The 9,797-nt window shown below is 61.8% G+C and carries 11 protein-coding genes; 6 read left to right on the top strand and 5 right to left on the bottom strand.

Annotated elements, in window-relative coordinates; all coding sequences use genetic code 11:
• Positions 1-312 precede the first annotated feature (312 nt).
• The 3 genes from GIV35_RS11070 to GIV35_RS11060 all read right to left on the bottom strand — a co-directional run bounded on the left by GIV35_RS11070 (position 313) and on the right by GIV35_RS11060 (position 3,354).
• On the bottom strand, positions 313-954 hold the full coding sequence (locus GIV35_RS11070; protein ID WP_105228673.1) for an oxidoreductase: 642 nt from the start codon (positions 952-954) through the stop codon (positions 313-315).
• A 29-nt stretch (positions 955-983) separates the two neighbouring features.
• Entirely contained in the window at positions 984-2,702 is a 1,719-nt protein-coding gene (locus GIV35_RS11065; protein WP_236264799.1) for a C13 family peptidase, read from the bottom strand.
• Positions 2,703-2,898: 196 nt separating this feature from the next.
• Positions 2,899-3,354 (bottom strand): MaoC family dehydratase, encoded by a 456-nt coding sequence (locus GIV35_RS11060; RefSeq protein WP_003194496.1) that lies wholly within the window; start codon positions 3,352-3,354, stop codon positions 2,899-2,901.
• A gap of 183 nt (positions 3,355-3,537) precedes the next feature.
• Between GIV35_RS11060 and GIV35_RS11055 the strand changes: the two genes are divergently transcribed.
• From GIV35_RS11055 to GIV35_RS11040, 4 genes are all read left to right on the top strand, one after another.
• Positions 3,538-3,891 (top strand): CidA/LrgA family protein, encoded by a 354-nt coding sequence (locus GIV35_RS11055; protein WP_003194494.1) that lies wholly within the window; start codon positions 3,538-3,540, stop codon positions 3,889-3,891.
• Positions 3,888-4,604, top strand: a complete 717-nt coding sequence (locus GIV35_RS11050; RefSeq protein ID WP_034126899.1) for an LrgB family protein — start codon at positions 3,888-3,890, stop codon at positions 4,602-4,604. Before GIV35_RS11055 ends, GIV35_RS11050 begins: the two co-directional genes overlap by 4 nt.
• A 22-nt stretch (positions 4,605-4,626) precedes the next feature.
• On the top strand, positions 4,627-5,217 hold the full coding sequence (locus GIV35_RS11045; RefSeq protein ID WP_236264798.1) for an LON peptidase substrate-binding domain-containing protein: 591 nt from the start codon (positions 4,627-4,629) through the stop codon (positions 5,215-5,217).
• A 100-nt stretch (positions 5,218-5,317) separates the two neighbouring features.
• The gene (locus GIV35_RS11040; protein ID WP_236264797.1) at positions 5,318-5,533 is read left to right on the top strand and encodes a hypothetical protein; all 216 of its coding nucleotides are present in this window, start codon (positions 5,318-5,320) and stop codon (positions 5,531-5,533) included.
• Here the strand turns inward: GIV35_RS11040 and GIV35_RS11035 are convergent.
• A complete protein-coding gene (locus tag GIV35_RS11035) occupies positions 5,527-6,843 on the bottom strand; it encodes a bifunctional DedA family/phosphatase PAP2 family protein (RefSeq protein WP_105228668.1) in 1,317 nt (438 codons plus the stop codon). The two genes, GIV35_RS11040 and GIV35_RS11035, sit on opposite strands and share 7 nt — an antisense overlap.
• Positions 6,844-7,010: 167 nt before the next feature.
• A complete protein-coding gene (locus tag GIV35_RS11030; protein WP_105228666.1) occupies positions 7,011-7,694 on the bottom strand; it encodes a DNA-3-methyladenine glycosylase in 684 nt (227 codons plus the stop codon).
• A 175-nt stretch (positions 7,695-7,869) separates the two neighbouring features.
• On the opposite strand from GIV35_RS11030, the gene GIV35_RS11025 reads away from it, so the two are divergent.
• Both GIV35_RS11025 and nadD read left to right on the top strand, forming a co-directional pair.
• Positions 7,870-9,135: a glutamate-5-semialdehyde dehydrogenase gene (locus GIV35_RS11025; RefSeq protein WP_105228664.1), complete on the top strand. Its 1,266-nt coding sequence runs from the start codon at positions 7,870-7,872 to the stop codon at positions 9,133-9,135.
• Positions 9,135-9,779 carry a nicotinate-nucleotide adenylyltransferase gene (gene nadD, locus GIV35_RS11020; protein ID WP_003194480.1) on the top strand — a complete coding sequence of 215 codons (645 nt, stop codon included), beginning with the start codon at positions 9,135-9,137 and terminating at the stop codon, positions 9,777-9,779. Before GIV35_RS11025 ends, nadD begins: the two co-directional genes overlap by 1 nt.
• The last annotated feature ends 18 nt before the right edge of the window (positions 9,780-9,797 follow it).

Genomic DNA, 9,797 nt, shown 5'->3' with positions numbered 1-9,797 from the left:
CCATGGCGCGGGGCGGCTAAACCGGCATCCCTGCCGGTTTACCCCCCAAATCCCTGTCGAATTCCGGCCAGCGTGGTTTAACGGGGCGCCTAAGATCAAAAGCAGATCAAGATCAAGAGCGGCTCGCGTCGCATCGTGGTTACCGTTGAGCTAACAGAGTTATGTAGATACCTATGCCCATCGCGGGCAAGCCCGGCTCCCACAGTGGATCGAATTCCAGATAGGAGGGCTGCAGATCATTCTTACTGGGGAATGCATTTCAAGTGTGGGAGCAGGCTTGCCTGCGATGAGGCCAGTACAAGCGCTGCATCATTACTTGCCGAGCTTGCGCAACTCGTCCGATTCCACCACCCGCACGCCATCCTGTTCCTCCAGCGCCAGGCGCCACATGGCGCGGGCCAGTTCGCAGACTTCAATACCGTGGTACTTACCGGGAATCAGCCGTGACAGCGGCCCGGCCAACTGCTCGGCCAGGCGCGGTTCCAGCCGCTCCCCCAGCAGCAGCGATGGACGTACGATGGTCAACTGCGGCCAGTCTTGCGCTCTCAGCGCCAGTTCCATTTCCCCCTTGACCCGGTTGTAGAACACCGAGGATTTCGGGTCGGCGCCAATCGCACTGATCACGATCAGATGCCGCGCGCCCAGTTCCCGTGCGCGCTTGGCGAAGGCCACCACCATGTCCAGGTCGACCGCACGGAACGCCGCTTCCGAGCCGGCCTTTTTGATCGTGCTGCCCAGGCAGCAGAAGGCAATATCCACGCGGCCGCTCAGTTGCGGCAGGAACACCGCCGGGTCGCCCACCGGGTTTTCCAGGCGTGGATGTTCAGCCAATGGTTTGCGGCTGGGTGCCAGCACGCGGGTCACGGTGGGTTCGTTGAGCAGGCGGTCGAGCAGGTGTTCGCCAGTGAGGCCGGAAGCCCCGGCCAGCAAGATATGCTGCGGTGTCAGGTACATGGTGTTTCCCCCTTGTTACACGTTACAGCTTAGTTGCCTTTGGCTTCCTTGCTATTCATTGAGACGCTTTCGAGCGCCTTTCGTGCCTGCTGTTTACGTAATAATTGCCAATGGGCGATCACGCCTTTAGGGGCCCAGATCTGCGGTTCGGAGGCTTCGAAGTTGTCCGCCTGTTCGCGTTCGGCCACGTGCAGTTGCGCCAGTTTGAAGGCGTGTTGCAAATCATCCGTCTGGTTGAAAGCTTGTGCGAAAAGGGCATCACCGAAATAGGTGAAGTCTGCTTCTTCCGAGCAGCCGAATGACACGCGGTCTGCACGGGAGGCGGTCATGATCAGGGTGCGCTCATCTTTGAGCGCCGGTATGAAACCGCCGGAGTAACACGCGGAGATCACGATGACCTTGTCGCGGTTTTTCAGCGGTGCGAGCACGGCGGCCAGCTCGTCGGCGGGCAGGTCGGCCAGTTCCATGCGCGGTTGGTCGAGCACCAGCTCATGCTCATGGGTGCCATGGCTGGTCATGTAAATGAACACCAGGTCTTCCGGCCCGGTCCGTTCGGCCAGGGTTTGCACCGAGCGGCGCAGGCTTTCACGGGTGGCCAGGGGGCGGTCGGCGATATGGTCGCGGTGGTTGACCAGGCGCACCTGCCCGCGCGCGCCGAAGCGGGTGGCGAGCAGGTTGCTGACGTAGTCGGCCTCGCGCAGGAATACGCTTTGCTTGCCGTCGCCGGCCAGCACCAAGGTGTATAGCTCCACGGCCGGAGTGGACGCGGGCACTGTCGCCAGGGCGTCATCGAGCAAGCGGCCTTGAGCCAGTATGCCGGTCTCCAGAGGGTCGGGCAGCAGCTTGCCCTCGGCGTCGCGCACGCGCAGGCCGTTGACCCAGGTGCCGGACTGCACGGTGCCGTCGGTGAGTACCAGGGTGCCACGGCCTTGATAGTTGTCGCTGTCGAAGCCACCGATATAGAAACTGCCATCGGTGAGGTTCAGGCGCCCTTCGCCGGTAAAGCGCCAGTCACTGAACTGGCCGACATAGTGGCTGCCATCGACCCCGATCAATTCGCCTTTGCCGGTCAGCGCGCCTTCCTTGAACTGGCCGATCCACACATCGCCGTCGGCGTTCTCGTAGCGACCTTTGCCATTGAGCTGGTTCTGTTTGAACTGGCCGACATAGATATCGCCTTCGGCGCTATTGAAAGTGCCATTGCCTTCCAGTTGGCCATCGACAAAGCGGCCGCTGAACTGGTTGCCGCTGTCGTCATTGCGCTGGCCTTCGCCATTGGGCTTGCCGTGGGTGAACTGGCCCTGGTACTGGCTGCCGTCGGCCAGTTCCAGGCGGCCGAGGCCTGAGTACTGGTCGTCCTGGAATTCGCCGCGATAAGTCATCTGCCCCTCTTTGAGGGTGCCTTCGCCGTTGCGTCGGCCGTTCTTGAAACCGCCCACGTAGCTGCTGCCCGAGGTGGTCAGGCTACCCTGGCCATCAAACAGGCCCTGCTTGAATTCGCCTTTATAGACTTCGCCATTGCTGCCATGCCATTCGCCCTGGCCGTGCCACTGGCCTTTGTCGAACTGGCCGGCGTACCAACTGCCATTGGGGTAGTCCACCCGGCCTTGGCCTTGCAGCAAACCGTTGACCACATCGCCACGGTAGCGGCCGCCATCGGGCAAACGCGCATCGGGCGGCAACAGCGATTCGCCGTCTCCGCAAGCGGTGAGCAACAGGGCAAGGGCAAGAGGAGCGAGTGGGCGCATAGCGGGATCCGGATAATTGAGCGCCGAGTATGCCGTAGCCGGGGTGCCGAACCTAGTGGTCTATGCGCAGGATCTACCACCTGTAGGAGCGGGCTTGCCCGCGAAAAACTCACAGGCGCCGCATTTGTTCAGCAAGCACGCGTTATCGCTGACGACCTTCGCGAGCAAGCTCGCTCCTACAGTGGGGCTGTGGCGATCATACGAAGCAGAGTGACAGCGACTCGGCAATGTAGGCCGGCTTCTCCTGGCCTTCGATTTCCAGGGTGGCGGTGGCCTTGAACAGCCATTGGCCCGGTTTTTTCTCGGTGACGTCAGTGAGGGTGACGTTCAGGCGCACCTTGGAGTTCACTTTCACCGGCTGGATAAAGCGCACGCTGTCCAGGCCGTAGTTGACGGCCATCTTCAAGCCTTCGGGCATGATCAGGATGTCTTCCATCAGCTTGGGCATCAGCGACAGCGACAGGAACCCGTGGGCGATGGTGCTGCCGAACGGGGTCTGCGCCGCCTTGACCGGGTCGACGTGGATGAACTGATGATCGCCCGTGGCTTCCGCGAACAGGTTGATACGCGCCTGGTCGATGGTGAGCCATTCGGAACGTCCCAGTTCCTTGCCGACGTAATCTTTGAGCTGCGCTACGGGTACATAGGGCATTGCGTCTCTCCTTGGATCATCACTTATGTGCCCGTTGATAAGGGGCGTTTTTATGGGTTACAGAGAACCAATGTAGATCATCATGGGCAATCAGCCTGGTCAACCCAACATGCTTTTGGCGAATGCCGGAGCATAGGGCGGGCATGCTTATAATGCGCGCGAGTTTTGAGGGGGGAGAGCGGGATGCTGTTACGTGGCCTGACCTGGCTGGTGCTGTTTCAACTGATCGGCACGGCGATCAATCATTTGCTGGTGCCGGTACTGCCGGGGCCGATCATCGGCTTGTTGCTGATGCTGGGCTTTCTGGTCTGGCGCGGTGAAGTCGGCGAGCCCCTGAGCCTGGCGGCCGGCAGCCTGTTGCGTTACCTGCCGCTGCTGCTGGTGCCGCCGGCCGTGGGAGTGATGGTGTATGCCAAGGACATCGTGGCGGATTTCTGGGCCATCGTCGGGGCGCTGGTGTTGTCGCTGGTGATCGCCATGGGCTTTGTCGGTGTGCTGATGCAGCAGATGGTCAAGCGCAAGGAGAAGGACCAATGATCCTCGACTGGCAGGGCGCCTGGACGGCGGTCATTCATCACCCGCTGTTCGGTATCGGTATCACTCTGGGCGCCTATCAGCTGGTGCTGGCGGGGTTCGAGAAAACCCGCTGGATCTTCCTGCAGCCGGTGCTGGTGTCGATGTTGCTGGTGATCGGCGTGCTGCTCACCTGCGGGCTGAGCTACGCCGAATACCGCAAGAGTACCGAGATCATGGGCATCCTGCTGGGGCCCGCGACCGTGGCCCTGGCGGTGCCGCTTTATCTGAACCTGCGACGGATTCGCCAATTGTTCTGGCCGATATTTACTACGCTGGTGGTAGGCGGGGTATTGGCCACCGGCCTTTGTGTGGCGTTGGGATGGTGGTTCGGGGCCGAGCACAGGGTGCTGATGACCATGGCGCCCAAGTCGGTCACCTCGCCGATTGCCATGCTGGTGGCCGAGCAGATCGGCGGCGTGGCGGCCTTGGCGGCGGTGTTTGTGTTGATCACTGGGGTGGTCGGCGCGATGATCGGTCCAGCGCTCCTGTCGCGCCTGGGTGTACGCAGCCCCGAAGCGCGCGGCATGGCCCTGGGCATGACCGCCCACGCCGTCGGCACTTCGGTAGCCCTGCAGGAAAGCGAAGAATGCGGCGCCTTCGCGGCGCTGGCCATGAGTTTGATGGGCGTGGCCACGGCGGTGTTCCTGCCGTTGGCGGTGTCGGTCATTGTTTAACCCAGGTTTTAAGGAAACCGTTATGAGTCTGGCGCTATTCCCCCTCAACACTGTGCTGTTCCCGGGCTGCACCCTCGACTTGCAGATATTTGAGGCGCGCTACCTGGACATGATCGGCCGTTGCATGAAAAAGGGCGAAGGCTTTGGTGTGGTGTGCATCCTGGATGGCTCAGAGGTGGGCACGGCCCCTGACGGTTATGCGCTTGTCGGTTGTGAAGCGCTGATTCGTGACTTCAAACAGCAGGACAACGGCCTGCTGGGCATTCGCGTCGAAGGTGGCCGTCGTTTCCGCGTGCGTGAGGCCGGCGTGCAGAAAGACCAGTTGCTGGTGGCTGATGTGCAATGGCTGCAAGAATTGCCGGACCAGCCGCTGGGCGAAGAGGACGCCGACTTGCTGGCGTTGCTTGAGGCCCTGGCCGAACACCCGATGGTGGCCTCGCTGGACATGGGCGGCCAGGCCGAAGGCCAGCAAGCCCTGAGCAATCAGTTGGCCTATCTGCTTCCATTTAACGAGGCCGACAAGATCGACTTGCTGCAACTGGATGACCCAGGGCAGCGCCTGGATGCGATCCAGCTGTTGCTCGATGAATTGCAGGGCGAGCTGTTCATCTGATGTTCGGATTTGCCTGACAGGACTTTCAGACTTTGCTCGGTCGCCTCCACTGCGCCGCCTGCACTATTTTCCGATCGCACAACAATGATCGGAGATAACCATGATTCGGCTGACCCCCTCGGAACAAGTCGCGTGGGACGCTTATTTTGTCAGCGTGACCACGCAATTACTCCAGCAGGAAGCCACGCGTGGCGCGGAGTACATCACCGAGCGCGCCGCCGAAATGGCCGATGAGATGCTGCTGGAGCGCCGCGAGCGTTGCGCTGAACGGCGCAGCGCCTCCGTGGGCTGGATCGGCCCGACCAAGGGTCAATAGGCGTACCTGAGCAGTGCGTGGGGCGTACCGGTAAAGGCGATGAAACCGAGCACGGCCACCACGGCGGGCAGCACCAGCCACCAGGCTTTTTGCGACATGGCTGGCAATGGGTTGCGGTGCTCGATCGCCGTCAGGCTGAACGCACACACGGTCATTGCCAGCAAGGTGCCGGCCAGGATGTCCGTGGGCCAATGGGCGCCCAGGTACACCCGCGACAAGGCAATGAACGCCGCGGGAATGCAGCCCAGCAGCATCCAGGTCAGGCGCAGCCGCGTGGGTTGGCCGCGACCGGCCAATACCGCGAGCGCCAGGAAGAAGGCAAAGGCCCCGGAGGCATGGCCGCTGGGCATGCTGAAGCTGGTCAGCGGGTCCGTCAGGATTTCCGGGCGGCCACGGGCGAAAAACAGCTTGGTGCCGGTGTTGATCACTGCCGCGCCAGCGAGGGTGGCGCCGACAAATACGGCGTGGCGCCACTGCCGTGCCAACAGCAACAGGCCAGTGAACACGGCGCTGGCGAAAAACATCTTCTTGAACTCACCCAGTTGGGTGACCCGCACCATCACCTCGTCCAGCCACGGGCTGCGATGTTCCTGCACCAGTGCGCTCAGGCCCTGGTCGAAGTCATTGAGATGGGGGTAGCCGATAAACAGCGCGATTAACAACACCAAGCTGGCGCAACCAATCCACAAAGTGGTGCGCCGATGCCCGCGCCAACTGCTGTTCAAACTCATCCCCAGCAGTACCGCCAGGCACGCCGCGATAATCGCCGCTTCCGGCCAGAAGCCTTCCGGCAACGGCAGGCGGAACGCGGCGCCGGCAGCCCAGCCCGGCAGCAGATAGGCCACGGTCCAACCCGCTGCGGCAATGATGCTCACAGCGGCAAAGCGCGGGAAGGGCATGTCGCACATGCCGGCGACCATGGGCAGCATGGGACGCAATGGGCCGATGAAGCGCCCGACCAACAAGCTGGCGATTCCGTACTTGTGGAAGTAGGTTTCTGCGCCGTTCATCCATTCAGGATGCTGGCGCAGGCCGGGCAGGCGCCGGATGTTCTGATGGAAATGGCGGCCCAGGTAATAGGAAACGCCGTCGCCCAATAAGCCGCCGAGGAAGCCCAGCAGCAGGGTTTCACTCAGCGACAGCGCACCGCTGCCAGCCAACGCGGCGATTGCAAACAGCAATACCGTGCCTGGCACGATCAGCCCGGCAATCGCCAGGCACTCCACACACGCGACAATAAACACTGCCGCTGCCAGCCATTGTGGGTTGAGGGTCAACCAGCCGGTGATGCTATCGAGCCATTGGCCCATACAATCCACTCCATGCATACAAAACAGAATTTGAGACGGTGAAATTCAACTGTGGGAGCTGGCTTGCCTGCGATGGCTGCGGTATGGCCAGCATTGAAGTTGCCTGACGCACCGCTATCGCAGGCAAGCCAGCTCCCACATGGGATGTGTTGCTTGGTTCTGCCCGGTCAAATCAAAAAATAATCCCGGCCTTCGACCTGCCCCCGACGCAGCGGGTTCCGCGTGCAATAAGGCGCATAGCCAGCATCGACGAAACGGTACATCAAGTGCTCATCGCGCCCAGTGGGAATGCCCAGGCGCGTGGTCTGGATAATCTGCGTGGGCACCTGGCCCACGTCTTCGACATACAGCAGTTCCTGGTCGAAGCGCTTGGCATCCCACATCGGCACTTTCAGGCCCAGTGCCTTGCACAGCAGCGTCTGGCCTGCACACAGCTTCTGCGAAGGGCGTGGGCTGCCATCGGGGTTGGGGTTGTTCAGCAGCATCTGCGCCAGGCTCGCCGCACCGGAAATTTCGTCGACCCAGGGATAGGCCGATTTGATCAGCACGGCATTGCCCGGGCCGTGGGCGCTGAAGTTCAACGAATCACCGCCACGGGCGTAGTACATGTAGATATGGCCACCATCCAGAAACAAAGCCTTACGCTTTTCTGTGTAGCCGAGTGAGGCGTGGCTGCCTTTTTCGGCCACGTAATAGGCTTCGGTTTCAATAATTCGCGCCGAAAGCCAGAGATCGCCCACACGATGACGAATGACTTTTCCGAGTAATTCACGCGCAAGCAGTTGCGCATCGCGGTCGAAGAAGCTATCGGGCAGCGGGCTGGCGGGGAGCAGGGGGGGGAAGTCGGGCATGGCGGTCAAGGGTTGATACGGCTAAATGTGACCGAATCATAACAACTCTCACCTTAATTACGGCTGAACCCGGGGTTTTTACAGTTCATTTCGACCATCCGCCCCTCACCGCTGTCAGTCGGGCGGCGTCACAGCTATAATCTGCCGCTTTCCTCTTTGCCAAGACTCCCTGACCATGACTGAGTCCGTTCTTGACTACATGACCCGCCTGGGTCGCGCTGCCCGGCAGGCCTCGCGGTTGATCGCCCGTGCGAGCACCGCGCAGAAGAACCGTGCGCTGCTGGCGGCTGCCGATGCTCTGGATGCTTCGCGCTCCGAGCTGACCGCCGCCAACGAGCTGGACCTGGCCAATGGGCGCGCTAATGGCCTGGAGCCAGCCCTGCTGGACCGCCTGGCGCTGACCCCGGCACGTGTCGACGACATGATCGAAGGCCTGCGTCAGGTAGCCAAGCTGCCTGACCCCATCGGTGAAATTCGCGACATGCGCTACCTGCCGTCCGGCATCCAGGTGGGCAAGATGCGCGTGCCCCTGGGCGTGATCGGTATCATCTATGAGTCGCGCCCGAACGTGACCATCGACGCCGCGAGCCTGTGCCTGAAGTCAGGCAACGCCACCATCCTGCGTGGCGGTTCCGAAGCGATCAATTCCAACCGCGCCATCGCCGCCTGCATCCAGCAGGGCCTGGCCGTGGCCGAGTTACCGGCTGAAGTGGTGCAAGTGGTGGAAACCACCGACCGTGCTGCCGTGGGCGCGCTGATCACTATGCCGGAATTCGTCGACGTGATTGTGCCGCGGGGGGGCAAGAGCCTGATCGAACGCGTCAGCCGCGATGCCAAGGTGCCAGTTATCAAGCACCTGGACGGCGTCTGCCATGTGTTCATCGACATCGCGGCCGACCTCGACAAGGCGATCCGCATTGCCGACAACGCCAAGACCCACCGCTACGCGCCGTGCAACACCATGGAAACCCTGCTGGTGCACGCTGGCATTGCCGAGCGCGTGCTGCCGCCGCTGGCTGCCATCTACCGTGACAAGTCGGTAGAACTGCGCGGTTGCGAGCGCACCCGGGCGTTGCTGGGCGCGGACGTCATCGAGGCGACCGAGCAGGACTGGTACACCGAGTACACGGCCCCGATCCTGTCGATCCGCATCGTCGACGATCTGGACCAGGCCATCGAACACATCAATACCTATGGCTCCAAGCACACCGACGCCATCGTTTCCGAGCATTTCAGCGATGCCCGGCGTTTCCTCAACGAAGTGGATTCCGCTTCGGTGATGGTCAACGCCTCGACGCGTTTTGCCGACGGCTTCGAGTACGGCCTGGGGGCTGAGATCGGTATTTCCACCGACAAGCTTCACGCACGCGGCCCGGTGGGCCTCGAAGGGCTGACCAGTGAGAAGTACGTGGTGTTTGGCGACGGTCATGTGCGCACTTGATGACTAAACGCATCGGGCTGCTCGGCGGTACTTTCGACCCCGTGCACATTGGCCATTTGCGCAGTGCCCTGGAAGTTGCGGATGCCCTTGCGCTGGATGAGCTGCGCCTGCTGCCCAATTTCCGGCCGCCCCATCGCGACACGCCGCAGGTGGCCGCCGAGCAACGCCTGGAAATGGTGCGTGTTGCCGTAGAAGGTATATCGCCGCTGGTGGTGGACGATCGCGAACTCAAGCGCGATAAACCGTCCTACACTATCGACACCCTGGAGCTGATGCGCGCCGAATTGGCCGCGGATGACCCACTGTTTCTGCTTTTGGGCTGGGACGCATTTTGCGGCCTGCCCTCTTGGCACCGCTGGGAGGAACTCCTCCAGCATTGCCACATCCTGGTTTTGCAACGCCCGGATGCCGACAGCGAACCGCCGGATGCCTTGCGCAACCTGCTGGCCGCGCGGTCGGTAAGTGACCCCTTGGCCCTGACCGGGCCGAACGGGAATATTGCATTCGTCTGGCAGACCCCGCTTGCGGTGTCCGCCACCCAGATCCGTCAACTGCTGGCCAGCGGGAAGTCGGTACGTTTCCTGGTGCCTGACGCGGTCCTGGCCTACATCGATGCGCACGGGCTTTACCGTGCGTCGAACTGAAAAGGCGCGCTTGAACGC

The sequence above is a fragment of the Pseudomonas sp. PA-1-6B genome (genome assembly GCF_021609545.1).
Taxonomy (GTDB): domain Bacteria; phylum Pseudomonadota; class Gammaproteobacteria; order Pseudomonadales; family Pseudomonadaceae; genus Aquipseudomonas; species Aquipseudomonas fluorescens_BV.
Note: the sequence above shows the minus strand (reverse complement) of the source record. Positions and strands in the feature narration are given on the sequence as shown.

Bases quoted from the DNA above. Each gene is read 5' to 3' on its own strand.
- GIV35_RS11070 (WP_105228673.1), bottom strand. From the start codon at position 954: ATGTACCTGACACCGCAGCATATCTTGCTGGCCGGGGCTTCCGGCCTC.
- GIV35_RS11065 (WP_236264799.1), bottom strand. From the start codon at position 2,702: ATGCGCCCACTCGCTCCTCTTGCCCTTGCCCTGTTGCTCACCGCTTGC.
- GIV35_RS11060 (WP_003194496.1), bottom strand. From the start codon at position 3,354: ATGCCCTATGTACCCGTAGCGCAGCTCAAAGATTACGTCGGCAAGGAA.
- GIV35_RS11055 (WP_003194494.1), top strand. From the start codon at position 3,538: ATGCTGTTACGTGGCCTGACCTGGCTGGTGCTGTTTCAACTGATCGGC.
- GIV35_RS11050 (WP_034126899.1), top strand. From the start codon at position 3,888: ATGATCCTCGACTGGCAGGGCGCCTGGACGGCGGTCATTCATCACCCG.
- GIV35_RS11045 (WP_236264798.1), top strand. From the start codon at position 4,627: ATGAGTCTGGCGCTATTCCCCCTCAACACTGTGCTGTTCCCGGGCTGC.
- GIV35_RS11040 (WP_236264797.1), top strand. From the start codon at position 5,318: ATGATTCGGCTGACCCCCTCGGAACAAGTCGCGTGGGACGCTTATTTT.
- GIV35_RS11035 (WP_105228668.1), bottom strand. From the start codon at position 6,843: ATGGGCCAATGGCTCGATAGCATCACCGGCTGGTTGACCCTCAACCCA.
- GIV35_RS11030 (WP_105228666.1), bottom strand. From the start codon at position 7,694: ATGCCCGACTTCCCCCCCCTGCTCCCCGCCAGCCCGCTGCCCGATAGC.
- GIV35_RS11025 (WP_105228664.1), top strand. From the start codon at position 7,870: ATGACTGAGTCCGTTCTTGACTACATGACCCGCCTGGGTCGCGCTGCC.
- nadD (WP_003194480.1), top strand. From the start codon at position 9,135: ATGACTAAACGCATCGGGCTGCTCGGCGGTACTTTCGACCCCGTGCAC.